The organism is Bacillus sp. BC08 (assembly GCF_054326875.1).
In genome coordinates, this window is the sequence record NZ_JBTGPA010000031.1 from 236,824 (window position 1) to 257,200 (window position 20,377).

Consider the following 20,377-nt stretch of genomic DNA (forward strand, 5'->3'; position numbering starts at 1 on the left):
AAGGTGGTTTTAACATGCAAGTAAAAGATCAACTCTCATCATTACAACCATATAAACCAGGTAAATCACCTGAACAAATGAAAGAAGTGTACGGAGATCATTCATTTGTGAAATTAGCATCGAATGAAAATCCATTCGGTTGTTCCCCGCGTGTTTTAGATGAGTTGCAAACATCGTGGTTGGAACATGCTTTATATCCTGACGGAGGTGCTACAACACTCCGTCAAACAATTGCAAATAAGTTACATTTACAAATGGAACAAGTACTTTGCGGTAGTGGATTAGATGAAGTCATTCAAATAATAAGCCGTGCAGTACTTAAAGCAGGAGATAACATCGTGACGGCTGGTGAGACATTCCCGCAGTATCGTCATCATGCAATTATTGAAGGTTGTGAAGTGAAAGAAATTCCTTTAAATAACGGAGTATATGATTTAGACGAAATTTCGTCAGCGGTAAATAATAATACGAAAATCGTATGGATTTGTAATCCAAATAACCCGACAGGCACATATGTGAATCATCAAAAATTGACTCAATTTATTGAAGGTATTAGTGAAAATACGTTAATTGTCATTGATGAAGCGTACTATGAATACGTAACAGCAAAAGATTTCCCAGAGACATTACCGCTTTTAGAAAAACATAAAAACATTCTTGTACTTAGAACGTTTTCTAAAGCATACGGATTAGCTTCTTTCCGCATTGGATATGCGATTGGACACGAAGAGCTGATTGAGAAATTAAATGTCGTACGTTTGCCATTTAACGTATCTTCATTAGCGCAAAAAGCAGCGACGATTGCTTTTGGTGATGACGAGTTTATTGAAGAAATTGTTCGTGTGAATACAGAAGGATTACAACAATACGAAAGCTTTTGTAAGGAAAATGAAATTCCGTTTTATCCATCGCAAACAAATTTCATCTTCTTGCCAGTTGAGAATGCTGGGGAGATTTATGAAGCTTGTGCACACGCAGGATTTATTATTCGTCCGTTCCCGAATGGTGTCCGTATTACAGTCGGAACAAGGGAGCAAAATGAAGGAGTGATTTTAGTGTTACAACAACACTTTGAAAATAAAAAAAGAAAGTCTCGAGATGAGGCAAATGCGTAAAAAGGTAGTTTTAATTGGAACTGGTTTAATCGGAGGCTCTCTCGCATTAGCAATTAAAAAAGAGCACGATGTAACGATAACGGGTTATGATATTTTTCAAGAACAAGTAGAGCGTGCAAAAGAATTACACGTAGTAGATGAAGTAGCGGTAGATTTACAGTATGCGTGTGAAGAGGCGCATTTAATTGTTTTTGCTTCTCCAGTTGAAGAAACGAAGAAGTTATTACACAAATTAGCGTCATTTCGTTTACGAGAAGATGTTATTGTAACCGATGTTGGTAGTACAAAAGGGACGATTATGAATGAAGCGGAAGCTTTATTTTCAAAGGAAGTTTCTTTCATTGGTGGACATCCAATGGCAGGTTCTCATAAAACGGGCGTTGAAAGTGCAAAAGCACATTTATTTGAAAATGCATTTTACATTTTAACACCAATGAATCATGTGCCAAATGAACATGTGGAAGAACTAAAGCGTTGGTTACGAGGAACAGGATCTCATTTTCTCGTTTTAAATACGGAAGAACATGATTATGTAACAGGGATTGTAAGTCATTTTCCGCATCTTATCGCCGCTGGATTAGTAAAGCAAGTGGAGAAACATGCAGGAGATAACCCGCTCATTCATCAACTAGCTGCCGGAGGATTTAAAGACATTACACGTATCGCATCTAGTAGCCCAAAAATGTGGAGTGATATTGTTAAACAAAATCGGGAGCATTTAATGGTATTATTAAAAGAGTGGATCTCTGAAATGGAAGATTTATATGATACAGTTTCGAACGGAGATGCAGGCGAGATTCAAAACTATTTTGCAGACGCGAAAGAATACCGTGACTCTTTACCAGTACGAAAAAGAGGAGCAATTCCTGCCTATCACGACTTATACGTCGATGTTTTAGATAAAGTAGGAGCATTGGCTCACATTACGAGTATTTTAGCGCGCGAAGAAATTAGTATTACGAACTTGCAAATATTAGAAGCGCGTGAAGGATTGCTTGGAGTATTACGTATTAGCTTCCAAAGAGAAGAAGATCGTATGAAAGCAAAGCTAGCGCTTGGAGAAGAAAAATACCAAACTTATGAAACAATTTAAATGAGAAGGTGAAAACGTGAAGGAAAGAACGATACAACCTGTTAATAACGGATTAAATGGAAACATTACAATTCCAGGAGATAAATCCATTTCACACCGTGCGGTTATGTTCGGTGCGATTGCAGAAGGGAAAACAACAATTAAAGGTTTCTTGCCCGGTGCAGACTGTTTAAGTACGATTTCTTGCTTTAAGGAAATGGGAGTAGACATCGTGCAAAATGGTGATGAAGTCACTGTAGTTGGTAAAGGATTAGAAGGTTTACAAGAACCGAAAGCTGTATTAGATGTTGGTAATTCTGGTACAACAATACGTTTAATGTCAGGGATTTTGGCAAATACACCATTTTTCTCTTGCGTACAAGGTGATGCATCTATCGCAAAAAGACCGATGAAACGTGTTACAAATCCATTAAAACAAATGGGTGCAAATATTGATGGCCGCGAAGAAGGAACGTTCACACCGTTAACGATACGTGGCGGAGATTTAAAAGCAATTGAATACACTTCACCTGTAGCAAGTGCGCAAGTAAAGTCAGCTATTTTACTTGCAGGACTTCGAGCAGAAGGTGTAACAGCTGTTACAGAACCACATATTTCACGCGATCATACGGAAAGAATGCTTGAAGCATTTGGCGTTAAAGTAACTCGTGAAGGAAAAACAGTAAAACTTGCAGGTGGACAAAAGCTAACAGCAACAGACGTTCAAGTGCCAGGTGACGTATCATCAGCAGCATTTTTCCTAGTAGCGGGCGCAATCATTCCAAATAGTAAACTAGTATTACAAAATGTAGGGATGAATCCAACTCGTACAGGTATTATTGATGTTTTAGAGAGAATGGGTGCTACGTTTACTGTAGAGCCAATTAACGAAGGAGCATCAGAACCAGCTGCAAACATTACAATTGAAACATCTTCATTAAAAGGAATCGAAATTGGTGGAGATATTATACCAAGATTAATTGATGAGATTCCTGTTATCGCATTAGCGGCAACGCAAGCAGAAGGAATTACAGTAATTAAAGATGCGCACGAATTAAAAGTTAAAGAAACGAACCGTATTGATACAGTCGTTGCAGAATTAGCGAAGCTAGGAGCTCGCATAGAAGCAACTGAAGACGGGATGATTATTTACGGAAAATCAGCTTTAAAAGGCAATACAGTAAATAGTTACGGTGACCACCGCATCGGAATGATGCTTGCGATCGCTGGATGTATCGCAGAAGGAAAAACAACAATTGAAGATGCAGAAGCAGTAGGCGTATCATATCCTACATTCTTCGAAGAACTTCAAACGTTAGCTAAATAAAGTAATAAGAAGCAGATACGGGATGTATCTGCTTTTTTATATTGGATTCGTTTCGTGAAGTTCATATAATTTCATTCACCGCACTGCAATATTAAGAATTATGGTACAATTCAAACAAGGAATGGAGGAGAAATATATGAACGTTATACGATTAAAAGAAGATAGATTTAAAGAAGCATTACGCTTATCAGAATACGCTTTTCAATATAAGGTTGAAGAGGAACGATTGCAGCAACAACTTACAAAGATGAAAGAAAGTCATGAAATATACGGTATTATGGAAGGGGAAGATTTAGCAGCAAAACTGCATCTCATTCCATTTCATATATACATAGGCGAAGAAAAATTTAAAATGGGTGGCGTTGCAGGGGTAGCGACATATCCAGAGTATAGAAGAAGCGGGTATGTGAAAGAATTACTTCAACACTCACTACAAACGATGAAAAAAAATGGATATACAGTATCGATGCTACATCCATTTGCCGTTTCATTTTACCGTAAATACGGATGGGAACTTTGTGCGAACCTCCTTGTATGTCAAATGACAAAGAGCGATTTAGTCATGAAAAAACAAGTAAACGGTACTGTGAAACGATTCAATAAAGAAAATCACCCTGAAGAGGTCGAGAAACTTTATGAAACATATGCAAAAAGTTTTTCCGGTATGTTAGTTCGCGATGAAAAATGGTGGTTACAAGCTGTTTATGATGATTTAACATTAGCGATTTATTACGATGAAAATAAAACGGCAGCTGGCTACATGCTATATAAAATTGAAAACAGCAAAATGACAGTAGAAGAATTTGTTCCACTGCATAATGAAGCGCGAAATGGCCTGTGGAACTTTATTTGTCAGCATGATTCTATGATTAAAGAACTTGAAATGACTATAAGTGAAAACGAACCGTTATTATATACACTACAAGAGCCGCGAGTGAAGGCAGAAATAAAGCCGTATTTTATGGGCAGAATTGTAGATGTGGAGCAGTTTTTAAAACAATATGAATTAAGCTGGAACAATGTACAGCAAGAAGTGATTTTACATATTACAGATTCATTTGCACCGTGGAATAACGTTTCAGTGAGGCTTGCGAATCATGAAATAACAATTATGAAAGAGGAAACAATAGATAAAGGAATTAAGCTGGATATAAACGCATTATCTACAATAATGTTCGGCTACAAGCGTCCGTTACAACTTAATGAACTAGAATTCATTAGCGGAAGTGAAGAGGAAATACAAGCATTTGAGAATATAGTTCCGGTACGTAAAGCATTTATTTATGATTTCTTTTAAGTTTTAAATAGGAAATTGGGCTGTCCCAAACAAAATTTTGGGACGGTTTTCACTTTGGTTGTCGTTTTTGTCGGTAAGACGATATATTTTGAAAATCGCTGATATAAATTGATTCACAAACAAGGGATTAAAATTGCAACTATACGTAGTCACGTACTTGACTTTTATTCCCTGTAATTTATAATTAAAAACGGAATGAATTTTCATTCCTGAAAATAGAGGTGGAAAAAATGGCTAAAAACAAACAAGAGGATATTTTTGATGCTGCGATGCAACTTTTTGCAGAGCGTGGTTACGATGGTACGACAATTCCAATGATCGCTGAAAAAGCAAATGTCGGTGCGGGTACTATTTATCGCTATTTTGCAAATAAAGAGGCACTAGTTAACTCATTATTTTCAAAAAGTATGTTACAGCTTTCTGAAATGATAAAAGCGGATTTTCCTGTTGAAGCAAATATTCGTGAACAGTTTAGTCATACGTATAACCGTTTATTTGAATTTGCGAGAAACAATGTGGATGCATTTTTATTTACAAATTCTCACTGCGATAGTTATTTTCTTGACGAACAGAGTAAGAAAATATTTGACGATTTTATAGGCTTCTTTATGAATATTATTGAAGATGGAATCGCAAAAGGTTTTCTTCGTCCATTGCCTCCAGTTGCTTTAATTATTATTGTATATCAACCGTTAGAAAAATTAACGAAAGTAATTGCAACAGGGCAATTAGAATACTCGAAAGAGTTAGTAAAAGAATTGGAAGAAAGCTCTTGGAATGCTATTAGAATCATTTGATTCTATAGCTTTATAAGGATAGGAATGAATATTCATTCCTAAATAGATTTAAAAAATGAAAGTAGGAGAGGATATATTTGCAACTAAAGGAATGAACATTCATTCCGGAAAAAGTAGTTTAATAGAGTTTATAGAATAAGTTAATAGAACGATAGGAATGAACGTTCATTCCTGAAAATAGTTTCGAAATAATAGGAATGAATATTCATTCCTAAACTAACGTGAAACTTTCAAAACGGGAGATGATTAAAATGAGTAAGCTGAAAAATTGGAGAAATTTATCTTTTCTATTATGGATAGTTATTACTATTACAATGATCGTAACGATGCCTAATATGGATAAATTAGTGAAAGAAAAAGGGCATATTACGATTCCTAATACAGAGCAAAGTAGTATCGCTGACAAAATGATAAGAGAGATGGATAAAGACGGGACAGAAAAATATGATGTTATAGCTGTTTTTAATAGTGGAAGTAAAGCAGCTTTAACAACTGAGCAAAAAGAGGAAATAATAAAAACAATTAACGCTCTACAAAATGAAAAAGAGCAATTAGGAATTAAGGAAATTGTTTCACATTTAGATAATAAAGACTTGGAAAAACAATTGATATCTAAAGACAATACGACCATTTTAACGCAAATCTCTGTAGATAAAAAACATGGCGAAATATCAAAAATTGCAAATGGGCTTCATAATAAAATTAAACCGAAGGGCGTTAAAACATACTTAACAGGAAGTGATTTAATAGCGGGTGATTTTCTTACATCCTCTCAAGAGGGCGTGAAAAAGACAGAAGTTATTTCTATCATTTTCATTTTAGTTGTATTAATCATTGTATTTCGTTCACCAATTGTTCCAATCGTTTCTCTTCTTACAGTTGGTGTATCATATTTAGTTTCAATGGGGATTATTGCCCATCTAGTAGATCAATTTAATTTTCCGTTTTCTAACTTTACACAAGTGTTTGTAGTTGTTGTCCTGTTTGGGGTTGGAACAGACTATAACATTTTATTATATACAAGGTTTAAGGAAGAATTAAGTAAACAAGAAAATGCATTTTTAGCTACGAAAGAAACGTTTAAATCGGCAGGGAAAACCGTTTTATATAGCGGGATAGCAGTACTAATTGGTTTTGCATCTCTTGCTTTAGCGAGTTTTAAATTGTATCAATCTACTTCAGCCGTAGCAATTGGTGTCGCAGTATTATTACTCGTATTAACTACGTTAAATCCATTTTTTATGGTGCTTTTAGGAAAAGGAATGTTTTATCCGGTTAAAACATTTAAAGGTCATGAGGATAGTCGATTATGGGGATTTCTTGCGAAAAACTCAGTAGTAAGACCATTTGTCGCTTTAATCATTGTATTTGTGATATCGATTCCTTTCGTAATGAAATATTCTAATACACTAAATTACAATGATTTATTTGAAGTAGATAATAAATATGAGTCGAAAATGGGGATTAACGTAATAGAAGACCATTTTCCACCTGGTTTTTCTTCTCCAAGTACGTTAGGCATTCAATCGGATAACAAGTTAGACGAGGCGAGTTCTCTGCAAACTTTAGATGAACTAACTGATAAGATTTTGAAAGTGAAAGGTGTTTCCGAAGTATATTCACCGACGCGTCCAACTGGGGAAAGGATAAAAGAATTATATATAAATAAACAAGCGGGAGAACTAAATACAGGTTTAGGAGATGCTAATGGTGGTATAAAGGAAATTAATGATGGATTAACTACTGCGAAAGATAAAATGGGTAGTAAAGACTCAAATAGTCTTGCAAACGTTCAAAAGTTAATTGATGGAACAAACGAAGCGAAAAACGGTGTAACGGCATTAGGAACAGCTTTACATCAACTATCAAATGGTATAAATGGCGGAGCACAAGGTGCGCAACAAATTGAGGGTGGATTAACTTCAGTAAATGAAAATATAAATGTTTTATCTAATGCAACTTCACAACTTCATGCTGGTTATACGCAGTTAGAAAAAGGTTTAAGTTCTTACGATCAATACTTTGGAAATATTTCTCAAGCCATTGATGGTGCGAAAAAAGGTTATGAACAAATTGAAATGTTAATGACTAATTTCATTCAAACGAAATCAGAATTAGCAAATGATCCGAACATACTACAAACAATAGGAATTGCTAAAGAGGCTCAAAAGCAATTAGGTGTGCTTTCAAATGAATTAAATCAATTAGCAACGCAGCACAAAGCGGCGATGGGCTCATTTAAAGAAGCAAATCAATCGTTATTGAAAGTGGATAATGGCTTAAAAGAAATGAACAATGGAGTTACTAAATTACAAAAAGGAGCAGCTGATCTTAAAAATGGATTAGATGAAGGTGCTTCAGGTTCTAAACAAATTGCGAACAAGTCATCTGAGTTACAAACCGGATTAACAAAAATAAATGATGGGCAAGGCCAGTTATTAACTGGGCTGAAAGACTTGCAAGAACAGATGGGGCAATTACAATCAGGATTATCTAAAAGTACAGAAGGGCTTGAAAAGGTAAGTAACGGACTAGGGGATGCTCAGAAATATTTAGGAGAATTGAATGAATCAAAAAGCTCTGAGAAATTTTATATTCCAAAAGAAGTTTTAGAGGGAGAAGAATTCCAAAAAGCATTGAATACGTATATGTCACATGATAGAAAGACTGCTAAAATGACAATCATTTTAGACGTGAATCCGTATTCAAAAGAAGCGATGCCAATCATTGAAGATATTAATAAAACGATAGACGGTACATTAAATGGTACAGAATTAAAATCAACAAAAAAAGCGATCGGCGGTACAACAGCAAGAAACGTTGATTTAAAAGAAGTAACAGGCCAAGATTTCTTACGTACAGCTACGATTATGTTAATTGGAATTGCGATTGTATTACTCGTTATTACACGGTCATTTTTAAATACAATCTTTATTATTGGATCTTTAATATTAGCTTATTTTGCATCACTTGGTATAAGTGAACAAATTAGTGCACACTTACTAAACGTAGAGTCATTAAGCTGGAATGTACCATTCTTTAGTTTTATTATGATTGTCGCTTTAGGTGTGGATTATAGCATTTTCGTAATGATGCGATACAATGAGTTAGAAGGGGAGCCTGCAACGAAAATTGTAAATGCATCTCGTCACATAGGAGGAGTCGTATTATCAGCGGCACTTATTTTAGGTGGTACATTTGCTGCATTAATTCCTTCAGGTGTATTGACGCTTATACAAGTAGCATCTGTTGTTGGTGTTGCACTGTTACTACTAGCTATCATTGTGATGCCAATATTGTTACCTGCTTTAATAGGGTTAACGAATAAAATGAAGAATTATACGAAGAAATTAAGTAAAAGAAAATAAAAGGATCCCCTTTTAAAAGGGGATTCATATTTAATAAGCTCGTCCATTACATCTTTATATTTTGTAAATTCTTCATTTTTCATATCGCTATTCATTATGAAATTTGCTTCTATATAATATTGATTCGTTAAAAATATACATTTTATTCAAGGTAGAAGATGGATGAATAGCAATCAACCGTTGCTATTCATCCATCTTCTACTATATAATAGCTATAGTCTACAATAATTGAGTCGTAATATGCGATTTTTTAAGACAATCGGTGAGAAAACGCTGAAATAAGCGGTATTAGTAGGAGGACACAAATGATTACAGTAAGTAACGTTAGTTTGCGTTTCGCGGATCGCAAATTATTTGAAGATGTTAACATAAAATTCACGCCAGGTAACTGCTACGGTTTAATCGGAGCAAACGGTGCTGGTAAATCGACATTTCTAAAGATTTTATCTGGAGAAATTGAAGCATCAACAGGTGACATACATATTACGCCAGGTGAGCGTCTTGCAGTATTAAAACAGAACCACTTCGAATATGAAGAGTTCCCAGTATTAGAAACAGTAATTATGGGTCACACGCAACTTTATAAAGTTATGCAAGAGAAAAATGCCATTTACATGAAAGAAGATTTTAGTGATGAAGATGGTATGCGTGCTGCTGAACTTGAAGGTGAGTTCGCTGAGCTTAACGGTTGGGAAGCAGAATCAGAAGCTGCAATCCTTCTTAAAGGTTTAGGTATTGGTGAAGATCTTCATGATAAGAAATTGTCAGAATTAACTGGGGCAGAGAAAGTAAAAGTATTACTTGCTCAAGCATTATTCGGTAAACCTGACATTCTATTACTAGATGAGCCTACCAACCACTTGGACTTAAAAGCGATTCAATGGTTAGAAAACTTCTTAATGAACTTTGAAAATACAGTAATCGTTGTATCCCATGATCGTCACTTCTTAAATAAAGTTTGTACGCACATGGCTGATCTTGATTTCGGTAAAATTCAACTTTATGTTGGTAACTATGACTTCTGGTATGAGTCAAGCCAATTAGCTTTAAAATTAACACAAGATGCTAATAAGAAAAAAGAAGAGAAAGTAAAAGAGTTACAAAACTTCATTGCACGCTTTAGCTCAAACGCATCTAAAGCGAAACAAGCAACTTCTCGTAAAAAATTATTAGATAAAATTACATTAGATGATATTAGACCATCATCACGTCGTTATCCATTCGTTGGCTTTACACCAGAGCGAGAAATAGGAAATGACTTATTAACTGTTGAAGGTCTTTCTAAAACAATTGATGGTGAAAAAGTATTAGATAATGTGTACTTCACTTTAAATAAAGGTGATAAAGTTGCATTTATCGGTCGTAACGATATTGCGATGACAACATTATTTAAAATCCTTATGGGTGAAATGGAGCCAGATAGCGGTTCATTCAAATGGGGCGTTACAACATCTCAATCTTACTTCCCAAGAGATAACTCTAAATACTTTGAGAACAGTGACTCCAACTTAGTTGATTGGTTGCGCCAATTCTCTCCACAAGATGAGTCAGAAAGCTTCTTACGTGGTTTCTTAGGCCGTATGTTATTCTCAGGTGAAGAAGTTAAGAAGAACGTTTCTGTATTATCTGGAGGCGAAAAAGTTCGTTGTATGCTATCTAAAATGATGTTAAGTGGTGCGAACGTAATCACACTTGACGATCCAACGAACCACTTAGACCTTGAGTCTATCACTGCATTAAACAACGGTTTAATCGCATTTAAAGGTACAATGTTATTCACATCTCATGACCATCAGTTCGTACAAACAATTGCAAACCGCATTATCGAAGTAACGCCAAACGGTGTAATTGATAAAGAGGCTACTTACGATGAGTTTTTAGAAAATGAAGAACTTCAAAAACAAGTAGATGCAATGTACAAAGGTCAATAATAAATGATGAAAAACCTTGCTCTCGTAATGAGAGTGAGGTTTTTTTATAATCATTAATTTTATGAACTGTGAATAATTATACAAAAATAACTTTAGAGGTTGAAGAATATTTTGATGTTGCATATAGAGAAATGGCTGCAGCATGAATAAACTTGAATTACATGAAAGGATGTAATATACACCGAAAAAAACTAATGCTATCTATTGTGAATTTCATTATATTACATTAATGTTCCAGAACTGGAGACATATTTATTTGCGAAGCAGTGAATAAAGGTTTATAGTATGTGGTGTCATAATTAGTGGATGAATCTTGGGAGAAAACCGAAAATGTTACAAAATTATTTTGTTAAATAGAAACCAAGGTCAAAATATTTGTAAAGAAATAGTTGAATAAATAATAGCTTCAAATTATAATTACTAATATTCTTCATATAGTAAAATAAATAAAATCTATTTGGAGATTAAAAATTGAATAGAGAGACAGACTTATATCAAAATAAGCCTTGGATGATTAAAAGAGGTGGAGAGATGAAAAAGTTCTTATTAAAGAGCAAAAGTGTGTTAAGCAATCACTTTGGATTTTTTGTGTTTGCCGTTGTTTTATTCTGGTTAAAAACATACGCAGCATATGTGACAGAATTTAATTTAGGGATATCCAACACAATCCAAAAGTTTTTACTGTTTTTCAACCCGTTAAGCTCAGCAGTTCTATTTTTAGGGCTCGCATTATTTGCAAAGGGGAAACGTGCTTACATTTGGTTAATTGTTATTAATTTGTTAATGTCTATACTTTTATACGCAAACGTAGTATATTATCGCTTTTTCAGCGACTTTATTACGTTCCCAACATTAACACAAACGAATAACTTTGGAGATTTAGGTGGTAGTATTTTTGCATTACTACACGCATATGATCCACTATATTTCTTAGATACAATCATTTTAATTGTTTTAGTAGCAACAAAATTTGCAAGTCCAAAACCTATCCGTGTTGCGAAACATAAATTATCACTAGTATTTGTAGCAGGTATTTTATTATTCAGCATTAACTTAGGTCTTGCAGAATCCGATCGTCCTGAATTATTAACAAGAACATTTGACCGTAATTATATTGTGAAATATTTAGGGGCATACAACTATACGATTTATGATGGCATTCAAAGTGCGAAAGCATCAACAGAACGAGCGTTAGCTGATGGAGATAATATGACTGAGGTTAGAAATTATCTTGCATCAACATATGCAAGTCCAAATCCTGAGTACTTTGGTAAAGGAAAAGGAATGAACGTAATTTATATTCATTTAGAATCATTCCAAAACTTTTTAATTGATTATAAATTAAATGGGCAAGAAGTTACACCGTTCTTAAATTCATTTACAAAAGATGCGAATACGTTATACTTTGATAACTTCTTCCATCAAACAGGACAAGGTAAAACATCTGATGCGGAGTTCATGCTAGAAAACTCAATGTTTGGATTACCACAAGGATCTGTTTTTACAAATAAAGCTCATAACACGTTTCAATCAGCACCAGCTATTTTAGGTCAACAAGGATACACATCAGCAGTGTTCCACGGTAACTATAAAACATTCTGGAACCGTGACGAGATTTATAAATCATTTGGTTTTAATAAATTCTTTGATGCGTCATACTACGATATGAACGAAAAAGATGTAGTAAACTATGGATTAAAAGATAAACCGTTCTTTAACGAATCCATCCCATTATTACAAACATTGAAACAACCGTTCTATACGAAGTTCATTACGTTATCGAACCATTTCCCTTATCCGATTGATAAAGAGGAAGCGACGATTGAACCAGCTAAAACAGGTGATTCATCAGTAGACACGTATTTCCAAACAGCACGTTATTTAGATGAGTCCGTAAAAGGATTCTTGGATTACTTGAAACAATCTGGTTTATACGATAACTCAATTATCGTTATGTACGGTGATCATTACGGTATTTCCGATAATCATGGTGCAGCAATGTCTCAAATAATGGGTAAAGAAATGAACTCATTTGAAAATGCACAACTGCAACGTGTACCATTAATCATTCGTGTTCCAGGAATGAAGGGTGGCGTACAGCATCAATACGGCGGAGAAATTGATGTTCTTCCGACACTATTACACTTACTAGGTACAGATACGAAAAATTATGTCCAGTTTGGATCAGATTTATTATCACCAGAGCATAAACAAGTTGTTCCATTCCGTAACGGTAACTTCGTAAGTCCAACAGTTACTGCATTGAATGGAAAATACTATGATACAGCTACTGGTAACTCTGTAGAATTAACAGACGAAATAAAACAAAATGAACAAATGGTTCAAAAATCACTGAAATACTCTGACCAAGTCGTAAACGGTGACTTATTACGATTCTATACACCGGAAGGATTTACACCGGTCGATCGTTCGAAGTACAACTATAACCATCGTGATAAAAATAAAACGAAGGTAAAGACGGCTGAAGACGGAGAAACGAAATAAATATTAAAAAGCGCTACTCATAGGAGTAGCGCTTTTCTTTGTACACAAAACGTTGTCATTATATAGAGTTATCTTTAGTTTTTTGCTTCATCTTTCCAAAGAACACTACACCGGCAATGATAATAATGATAAATGCCCATTTTATGAAAGGGTTACTTTCGAAAAATCCAGCGAACCATTTCTCATCTACAATCATTTTCGCAGCAGTATAAGCTAAAACAGCTGCTCCAATTGTAATGATGACAGGGAACCGGTCTACCCATTTTAAAATTAATGTACTACCCCATACTACTACTGGAATAGATACTAATAGCCCGATGATGACTAAAGAAAAATTGCCATGCGCAGCTCCTGCAACAGCGAGCACATTATCAATACCCATTAACGCATCAGCAATGATAATGGTTTTAATAGCAGACCAAAATCCTTCTTCTGCTTTAATATCATGATCTTTGCCTTCAGCAATTAATTTGTAAGCAATCCATATAAGGAGTACACCACCAATTAGAAGTAGCCCTGGTATTTTTAATAACCAGACGACAACTAAAGTAGCGAGGGCCCTAATCGCAATTGCCCCGATAGTTCCCCATATAATCACTTTCTTTTGTTGATCTTTCGGTAATCGCCTTGCTGCTAATCCAATTACAATGGCATTATCACCAGCTAACACTAAATCAATTACAATGATGGCAAGTAGGGCAGATAAATACTCGGCTGAAAGAAAATCCATATACACATCACTCCTTAAGAGTAATATGTGCTAAAGTGTTGATAATATAAAAAATAGGATTGAATTTGTATATTCAATCCTAAATTTTTTACTGTATTTTGATATATATTTTAATTTCGTACTAGTCGTTTTTAGAATAACATGTCATGTTTTTTAGTTACATTAATGTGGTTTTTATATCCCATTGATATAAAGGAAGGAGGGGGAATCGAATATAAGAGAAGTAATGCCCAGTATGAAAAAAGACTCAATAACCTACTAGAGGAAATAGAGTCTTTCACATTACATACGATTATCGTGCCAGAAGTTTAATGGGAAGTGTTCGTTCTCATTATAACTTTCTAATTCATATCCTTTTTCTTTCAGTCCTTTAATAATTCCAGGTACTGCTTTAACGGATTGTGGATGGATATCGTGCATTAGAATAACTTCTGTTGGCTTGTCAGCTCCATTTACAACGTTTTGTACAATTTTAGCTGATGCAGCATCAACAGGCATTTTGTTGTATGTCCAGTCTAAAGAATCAATTGTCCAATCCCAAACTTTTAAGCCATTTTCGACAACTTTGTTGCGAAGAGCTTCGTTTAATCCTGGCATTGAGCCATAAGATGGACGAGTTAATACTGGTGATTTACCTAGAACGCCGGCGATTAAGCCTTGATCTTCCTTCATTTCATCTACGTAATGACCTTCTGTGTAAAGTTTCTTGTAATTATGAGTCATACTGTGCATCCCAACATAGTGGCCTTCAGCATCTTCACGTTTTACAAGATCCGGGAATGCTTTTACGTTTGAACCGATTAGGAAAAATGTTGCTTTTGCATTTTCTTTCTTTAACATATCTAAAAGCTCAGCTGTGTATTTTCCAGGACCATCATCAAATGTTAAGTAAGCGACTTTTCTAACTTGCCCGTTATATTGTTTTGGGGCTTCTTTCGGTGCAAGAGATGATTGAATTTCACTTACAAGTTGAACAGATTTTGCTTCATCCTCTGTACTTGCTAGAGCAGTATGTGCTGATCCTAAAGCTGCTTCGTATGTAAATAATACCCCCGCGCAAATCAACATAGCCCTTTTTACTAAAGTTGTCATTCGAATTCCATTGTGCATAATTTTCCTTCTCTCTATAAAAGTTCTACTCTACTATATTAGCAATTATAGGGCGGTAATTGCAAAAAAACTTTTTTACATGCGCAAAAAAGTTTGGTCAAAAGTATGCAAGATTTTGTATTAATTGCAGTCTTGAAAAAACAGGGTGTTTTTAATGTTTATTATGAAAATTTTCAAGAATCAAATTTGGTGCTTCTAATAATAATGTAGGTGGTTTTTAGGGGAATCGGTATCAAAATGAAAGGGGAGTAATCATACTTTCGTAGCACTTCATTTTCGTTCTAATTATTGATTCGAATATTTTTATTTTCTATTAAAATATTGGTATAGAAACAATTAAATTTAAAAAGGGAGTGGGAATATGGTTAATTATATTTGCACTACATGTGGAGTACAGTATCCTGAAAATGAAGAAGCACCTTCTCGTTGTAAAATTTGTAATGAGGAAAGGCAATATGTGAATCCAATTGGGCAGTCATGGACAACATTAGAAACCATGCAAAATAGCAATATATACAAAAATAAAATAATAAAAGAAGAAAGTGGTTTGTATAGCATTACTACAAAACCTAAATTTGCAATTGGACAAACAGCATTTTTAATGCAAAGTAAAACTCTAAATGTTATGTGGGATTGCATTAGCTATTTAGATGATAAGACGATTCAGAGTATATATGATTTAGGTGGTATTCAGGCAATAGCACTTTCTCATCCACATTATTACTCTACACAAGTAAAATGGGCGGAAACATTCAATGTACCTATCTATATTCATGAAGATGATAAAGAGTGGGTGGTTCGCCCGAGTAAACAAATTAAATTTTGGTCTGGGGAACATTTGATATTATCGGAAGAACTTACATTGCATCGCTTAGGAGGCCATTTTAAGGGCGGGACTGTTATGCATTGGAAAGAAGGTAACGAAGGGAAAGGAATTTTGTTATCAGGTGATATTATACAAGTAGTTTCCGATCAAAAATGGGTAAGTTTTATGTATAGTTATCCAAATCTCATTCCATTACCAGCGAATAAAGTTAGAGATATGGCAGAGAAAGTAAAAGATATCCAATTTAGTCAACTATATAATGCATTTCATGGTGTGGTGGAAGATGCGAATAAGGCTGTACAAAGATCTGCTGATCGGTATATAAAGGCCCTACAAGGAGACCTTTTTCATACGTAATAAAATATAAGGAAGAACTATTTATTTCATCTCATTATTTATATAACTATTTTTATATAAATTTAATACTAAAGTCCTACTATTTATAAACTAATAGGTCTTTCAACTTAGGCAGTTCTCACACTAATGAGGGATATGAAAGGGAATATATGTAACTTATAATGATTACTATAAAGCTTTGGAAAATGAAAAGGAGGAGATTTGCATGAAGAATTGGGTTCAATTTAGAATTGCAAGGCCAACAGATAAATTTGAAGAAGTTATAAGTTTTTATGAGACGGGGTTAGGATTAAAGCGTATAGGAGAATTTCACAATCATGAAGGATATGATGGGGTTATGTTTGGATTACCGGATGCCGAGTATCATTTGGAGTTTACAACGCACGTTAATGGAAGCCCATGTCCGGCACCGACAAAAGATAATTTACTAGTTTTTTATATGCCTAATAAAGATGAAATTGAAAAAATAGTGAATCGATTAAGTAATATGGGCTATCATGAGGTGGAACCAGAAAATCCGTATTGGATAGAGAAAGGAACCACAATAGAGGATCCAGATGGTTGGAGAATTGTGCTTATGAACGCATTTGAATAAAGAAGCTCTTTTCGTATGTAATGTAGTGTAACAAAATGATTTAGTCATAAATCCCTACAGCATTTATAGGGATTTTTATATAAAAAGATTTAGTTAAGAGAGTTATGAAAATGTAGAAAGTATTTTAGCTAAAAATAAATATGATTTATGTAGGAGGAATAGAAGTATGACATTAAAGCATTTTAATGAGTTTGCTAAAAATGTTGGGAACACACCTCTCATTAAATTAGAATGCGAAGAAACGAAGGATATTTCTATTTATGCTAAATGTGAATGGCACAACCCTACAGAATCGATTAAGGATAGAGCTGCACTTGGAATGATTAATAAATATTTACAAGAAGCGGACAAAAAACAACCTATCTTAGAGTATAGTGGTGGAAGCTTAGCGAGATCAATTAGTTATATTTGTTATTATTTAGAGGTTGAATGCACGTTAGTTTTAAGTTCTGGAACTGGTAAATCATTACTAAATGAACTTGAGTGTTATGGAGCTAACGTGATTTTAGTTGATAAATGTATGGGTTTCTACGCAGTAATTGAAAAGGCAATTGAGATTAGCAAACAAAAACCAGAGTTATACTTTTTATTCCAACATTATAATAACGCAAATCTATTAAGTCATATAGAAGGTACAGGCAGAGAAATTATTACACAAATGAATGGAAAACCAATACACGCATGGGTAGCATCTGCTGGTACTGGTGGAACTCTAATGGGAGTCTATAAAGAAGTAAAGAATTATACAAAAAATGTTGAGCTACATTTAGTAATGCCTGCTGAATTGCCATATGGTTCCGAACAACCACCAAATGATTTAAAGAAATATGCTGGATCAGGTGGGTTTGGCTTAGGAAGGAAACAACATTTCATAGAACAGGAAGACAATTTGATAGAAAAACAATGGACTTATTCATATGAAGAAACCTTGTATGAAATGGCACGTTTTTATAATGAAACTGGTATGAAAATAGGAACGTCTGCGGCAGCGAATTTATTAGCTGCTAAACAAATTGGAAAAGAAAAAGGTGCGAATTTTAATGTAGTTACAGTTTTTCCGGACGCAGGGTCTATAGAAGAGTGGTCAGATGTAAAGAGCTTACAAAAAATAAAGAGAGAATCAAACAAATAAAAGTTCTTTCAAATTCTATTTCTTACACTTTGGGAAATTGATGAAATGAAAACCTGTATATGTAAAATGTACAGGTTTTCCGTGGTTGTTTTAGTTATATATAGCAAATATAAAATTTCACATACCGTATTTTAAAAATACATATAGGAAAACCAAAAAGTAATGTAGAATATATCGTACATACATATATGAAATCAACATAAAAGAAAAAGAGGTGTGCATATGTTACTGGAAGAAGTAATGCAACAACTAGAGGAATATGGAACAGAACAAAATCGTAAAACATATAAAAATCACGGAGCGAAAGAGCCACTATTCGGAGTTAGTTTTGCCAATTTAAAATTGTTAAAAAAGAAGATAAAAAAAGATCATGATTTAGCAATTTTATTATGGGAAACAAAAAATATGGATGCAATGACTTTAGCGACGATGATTTTAAATCCGAAAAAAGTTACGACAGAACAGCTAAATAAATGGGTACAGGAAGTTGATTATTATTGTTTAATGGACGTTTTGATGACCGCTATTTGTACATCCCCAATCGCGATAGAAAGAATGGAACAATGGACAAAGTCTGATGATGAATGGATCGGAAGAGCAGGTTGGTCATTATTAGCGAATATCGCGATTAAAAATAAAACGTTACATGATGATTTCTTCTCTCCTTATATGGAAGAGATTAAAGTAAATATACATAATGAAAAAAATAGAAAAAAAGAAGCGATGAATAGTGCTTTAATTGCGATAGGAATTCGTAATGAAGACTTAGAGAGAAAAGCGATTGAAATTGCACGCGAAATTGGAAAAGTACAAGTTGATCACGGTGAAACGTCATGTAAAACACCTGATGCAGAAGCCTATATTAAAAAGACAAAAGAAAGAGCTGAAAAAAAGAAAGTGAAATAAGAATAGGGGAACGGCTATGAAACCAATGGAAGCGGCACAAAGCATCATTACATCACAATTTTCGAATTGTGATGTAGCTTTACTGGGAGGAAGCGTTGTACGAGGGGAAGCGACAAAAACATCTGATCTGGACATTGTAATAATAGATCGTAGTTTGTCATCTTGTTATAGAGAATCTTTCTATAGTAATGGATGGCCTGTAGAAGTATTTGTACATAATTTTGAAACGTATAAAACCTTTTTTAAAATGGATTGTGATCGCGGGAGACCTTCGTTACCGCAATTAGTTGCAGAGGGAATTGTATTAAAAGGTGAAAATGAAATTGTTGAGGAATTAAAAAGAGAAGCAAATGATTTACTAAATAAAGGACCAGCTAAATGGACTGAAGAAATGATGAAGCAGAAGCGATATTTTATTACGGATACTTTGGATGACTTTATCGGGGCGACAAAAAGAGAAGAAGAATTGTTTATCGCGAATTTATTAGCTGATTTAGTACATGAATATGTATTAAGAGTAAATCGTAAATGGCTTGGAAATTCAAAATGGTTTATAAGGGTACTTAGAAGATATGATGAACAATATGCAGATCAATTTGTAGCGGCGTTTGATCATTTTTATACAACGGGAGAGAAAAATAAATTAATTACTTTTGTAGAAAAAACGCTAGAACAGTATGGAGGAAGAATGTTCGAAGGGTTTTCTATCGGAAAATAAAAAGGGGATAGCACAATGAATGTACCATTCGTTCAATTAAGAGAACTGACACTAGATGATGTAGAAGATCGATATCAATGGTCGTTAGATACAAAAGTTACAAAACATCTAGTTGTACCAGATCAATATCCACCGTTTACTCGTGAAGAAACGAAAAAATGGATTGAAGCATGTATAAATCGAAAAAATGGCTATGAACAAAGAGCTATCACTGCAGAACATGGCATACATATTGGATGGGTAGATCTTAAAAATTTTGATAAAACAAATCAAAATGCAGAACTGGGAATCGCGATTGGTGATAAAGAATACTGGGGTAAAGGGTATGGAATAGCGGCTCTATATAGTATGTTACATCTAGCATTCTATGAATTTGAATTAGAAAAAGTTTGGCTACGTGTAGATGAAGATAATTTTCAAGCTAGAAAGAGTTATGAAAAGGCTGGTTTTGTTTGTGAAGGGTTAATGAGAAATGATCGATTACGTCAAGGGAAGTTCATTCATCGTTATCGTTATAGTATGTTAAGAGAAGAATACGAATCATTAAATAGTAGTTTATAAAAATATTATGTTAACTTAAAGGGGCTGGAG

The 20,377-nt window shown here is 34.3% G+C and carries 16 protein-coding genes; 14 read left to right on the forward strand and 2 right to left on the reverse strand.

All coding sequences use genetic code 11. The annotated features are described in order from the left end of the window. Window positions 1-14: 14 nt before the first annotated feature. The 8 genes from hisC (at window position 15) to ACXVYO_RS11820 (ending at window position 13,412) form a co-directional block, all read left to right on the forward strand. Window positions 15-1,115, forward strand: a complete 1,101-nt coding sequence (gene hisC / locus ACXVYO_RS11785) for a histidinol-phosphate transaminase (RefSeq protein WP_458467137.1) — start codon at window positions 15-17, stop codon at window positions 1,113-1,115. Further along, window positions 1,108-2,208, forward strand: a complete 1,101-nt coding sequence (gene tyrA / locus ACXVYO_RS11790; protein ID WP_458467139.1) for a prephenate dehydrogenase — start codon at window positions 1,108-1,110, stop codon at window positions 2,206-2,208. The genes hisC and tyrA overlap by 8 nt, the downstream gene beginning before the upstream one ends. 16 nt (window positions 2,209-2,224) lie before the next feature. After that, window positions 2,225-3,514 carry a 3-phosphoshikimate 1-carboxyvinyltransferase gene (aroA, locus tag ACXVYO_RS11795; protein ID WP_458467140.1) on the forward strand — a complete coding sequence of 430 codons (1,290 nt, stop codon included), beginning with the start codon at window positions 2,225-2,227 and terminating at the stop codon, window positions 3,512-3,514. A gap of 136 nt (window positions 3,515-3,650) precedes the next feature. After that, a complete protein-coding gene (locus ACXVYO_RS11800) occupies window positions 3,651-4,811 on the forward strand; it encodes a GNAT family N-acetyltransferase (protein WP_458467141.1) in 1,161 nt (386 codons plus the stop codon). Window positions 4,812-5,041: 230 nt separating this feature from the next. After that, window positions 5,042-5,608, forward strand: coding sequence for a TetR/AcrR family transcriptional regulator (locus ACXVYO_RS11805; RefSeq protein WP_458467142.1), 567 nt, complete (start codon window positions 5,042-5,044; stop codon window positions 5,606-5,608). 251 nt (window positions 5,609-5,859) lie between these two features. Then, window positions 5,860-8,976, forward strand: a complete 3,117-nt coding sequence (locus ACXVYO_RS11810) for an MMPL family transporter (protein WP_458467144.1) — start codon at window positions 5,860-5,862, stop codon at window positions 8,974-8,976. Between the two features lie 305 nt (window positions 8,977-9,281). After that, entirely contained in the window at window positions 9,282-10,907 is a 1,626-nt protein-coding gene (locus ACXVYO_RS11815; protein ID WP_000633855.1) for an ABC-F family ATP-binding cassette domain-containing protein, read from the forward strand. Between the two features lie 531 nt (window positions 10,908-11,438). After that, the gene (locus tag ACXVYO_RS11820; RefSeq protein ID WP_458467782.1) at window positions 11,439-13,412 is read left to right on the forward strand and encodes an LTA synthase family protein; all 1,974 of its coding nucleotides are present in this window, start codon (window positions 11,439-11,441) and stop codon (window positions 13,410-13,412) included. Between the two features lie 58 nt (window positions 13,413-13,470). Here ACXVYO_RS11820 and ACXVYO_RS11825 read toward each other — a convergent pair whose 3' ends face one another. After that, complete coding sequence (locus ACXVYO_RS11825; protein ID WP_075307552.1) at window positions 13,471-14,142, reverse strand: TerC family protein; 672 nt, start codon at window positions 14,140-14,142, stop codon at window positions 13,471-13,473. 282 nt (window positions 14,143-14,424) lie between these two features. After that, complete coding sequence (locus tag ACXVYO_RS11830; RefSeq protein WP_458467145.1) at window positions 14,425-15,252, reverse strand: peptidoglycan-N-acetylglucosamine deacetylase; 828 nt, start codon at window positions 15,250-15,252, stop codon at window positions 14,425-14,427. 361 nt (window positions 15,253-15,613) lie between these two features. Between ACXVYO_RS11830 and ACXVYO_RS11835 the strand changes: the two genes are divergently transcribed. The 6 genes from ACXVYO_RS11835 (at window position 15,614) to ACXVYO_RS11860 (ending at window position 20,347) form a co-directional block, all read left to right on the forward strand. Then, window positions 15,614-16,435 (forward strand): hypothetical protein, encoded by an 822-nt coding sequence (locus tag ACXVYO_RS11835; RefSeq protein WP_458467146.1) that lies wholly within the window; start codon window positions 15,614-15,616, stop codon window positions 16,433-16,435. Window positions 16,436-16,640: 205 nt separating this feature from the next. Further along, the gene (locus ACXVYO_RS11840; RefSeq protein WP_172553261.1) at window positions 16,641-17,030 is read left to right on the forward strand and encodes a VOC family protein; all 390 of its coding nucleotides are present in this window, start codon (window positions 16,641-16,643) and stop codon (window positions 17,028-17,030) included. A gap of 166 nt (window positions 17,031-17,196) precedes the next feature. After that, window positions 17,197-18,162 (forward strand): PLP-dependent cysteine synthase family protein, encoded by a 966-nt coding sequence (locus ACXVYO_RS11845; RefSeq protein ID WP_458467148.1) that lies wholly within the window; start codon window positions 17,197-17,199, stop codon window positions 18,160-18,162. A 222-nt stretch (window positions 18,163-18,384) separates the two neighbouring features. Then, the gene (locus ACXVYO_RS11850) at window positions 18,385-19,068 is read left to right on the forward strand and encodes a DNA alkylation repair protein (RefSeq protein ID WP_458467149.1); all 684 of its coding nucleotides are present in this window, start codon (window positions 18,385-18,387) and stop codon (window positions 19,066-19,068) included. Between the two features lie 16 nt (window positions 19,069-19,084). Continuing rightward, on the forward strand, window positions 19,085-19,786 hold the full coding sequence (locus ACXVYO_RS11855) for a nucleotidyltransferase domain-containing protein (RefSeq protein ID WP_458467150.1): 702 nt from the start codon (window positions 19,085-19,087) through the stop codon (window positions 19,784-19,786). A gap of 15 nt (window positions 19,787-19,801) precedes the next feature. Continuing rightward, the gene (locus ACXVYO_RS11860) at window positions 19,802-20,347 is read left to right on the forward strand and encodes a GNAT family N-acetyltransferase (RefSeq protein ID WP_458467151.1); all 546 of its coding nucleotides are present in this window, start codon (window positions 19,802-19,804) and stop codon (window positions 20,345-20,347) included. The last annotated feature ends 30 nt before the right edge of the window (window positions 20,348-20,377 follow it).

Bases quoted from the DNA above. Each gene is read 5' to 3' on its own strand.
- ACXVYO_RS11800 (WP_458467141.1), top strand. From the start codon at position 3,651: ATGAACGTTATACGATTAAAAGAAGATAGATTTAAAGAAGCATTACGC.
- tyrA (WP_458467139.1), top strand. From the start codon at position 1,108: ATGCGTAAAAAGGTAGTTTTAATTGGAACTGGTTTAATCGGAGGCTCT.
- ACXVYO_RS11825 (WP_075307552.1), bottom strand. From the start codon at position 14,142: ATGGATTTTCTTTCAGCCGAGTATTTATCTGCCCTACTTGCCATCATT.
- ACXVYO_RS11820 (WP_458467782.1), top strand. From the start codon at position 11,439: ATGAAAAAGTTCTTATTAAAGAGCAAAAGTGTGTTAAGCAATCACTTT.
- ACXVYO_RS11850 (WP_458467149.1), top strand. From the start codon at position 18,385: ATGTTACTGGAAGAAGTAATGCAACAACTAGAGGAATATGGAACAGAA.
- ACXVYO_RS11855 (WP_458467150.1), top strand. From the start codon at position 19,085: ATGAAACCAATGGAAGCGGCACAAAGCATCATTACATCACAATTTTCG.
- hisC (WP_458467137.1), top strand. From the start codon at position 15: ATGCAAGTAAAAGATCAACTCTCATCATTACAACCATATAAACCAGGT.
- ACXVYO_RS11805 (WP_458467142.1), top strand. From the start codon at position 5,042: ATGGCTAAAAACAAACAAGAGGATATTTTTGATGCTGCGATGCAACTT.
- ACXVYO_RS11810 (WP_458467144.1), top strand. From the start codon at position 5,860: ATGAGTAAGCTGAAAAATTGGAGAAATTTATCTTTTCTATTATGGATA.
- ACXVYO_RS11845 (WP_458467148.1), top strand. From the start codon at position 17,197: ATGACATTAAAGCATTTTAATGAGTTTGCTAAAAATGTTGGGAACACA.
- ACXVYO_RS11860 (WP_458467151.1), top strand. From the start codon at position 19,802: ATGAATGTACCATTCGTTCAATTAAGAGAACTGACACTAGATGATGTA.
- ACXVYO_RS11830 (WP_458467145.1), bottom strand. From the start codon at position 15,252: ATGCACAATGGAATTCGAATGACAACTTTAGTAAAAAGGGCTATGTTG.
- ACXVYO_RS11840 (WP_172553261.1), top strand. From the start codon at position 16,641: ATGAAGAATTGGGTTCAATTTAGAATTGCAAGGCCAACAGATAAATTT.
- ACXVYO_RS11815 (WP_000633855.1), top strand. From the start codon at position 9,282: ATGATTACAGTAAGTAACGTTAGTTTGCGTTTCGCGGATCGCAAATTA.
- ACXVYO_RS11835 (WP_458467146.1), top strand. From the start codon at position 15,614: ATGGTTAATTATATTTGCACTACATGTGGAGTACAGTATCCTGAAAAT.